The organism is Faecalibacterium sp. DFI.5.82, from assembly GCF_029076575.1.
GTDB lineage: Bacteria > Bacillota > Clostridia > Oscillospirales > Ruminococcaceae > Faecalibacterium > Faecalibacterium duncaniae.
Window position 1 is genome coordinate 1 of the sequence record NZ_JARFIS010000706.1, and the last position, 303, is coordinate 303.

A 303-nucleotide genomic window follows, 5' to 3' on the forward strand; every position below is an offset into this window, starting at 1 on the left:
GCCTGTGGATCGAACCGGAAATGGTCAACGAGAACACCCAGCTGTACCGCACCCATCCGGACTGGGCGCTGACCCTGCCCGGACGCAAGCCCGCCATGGGGCGCAACCAGCTGGTGCTGGATCTTTCCCGCCCGGAGGTGGTGGACTATCTGGCAGGGGTTATCTGCTAGCTGCTGCGTGAGCATCTCATTGAGTATATCAAGTGGGATATGAACCGCAGCATGAGCGTTGTGTACAGCCGCGCTTTCCCTGCCGAGCAGCAGGGCGAGATCATGCACCGCTATATGGTGGGCGTTTATGCGC

At 60.4% G+C, this 303-nt stretch carries 1 pseudogene; it reads left to right on the forward strand.

Going from position 1 to position 303, the window contains the following annotated elements:
• Nucleotides 1-8: 8 nt before the first annotated feature.
• Nucleotides 9-303: pseudogene (locus tag P0G09_RS18525) on the forward strand (alpha-galactosidase); the annotation flags it as partial.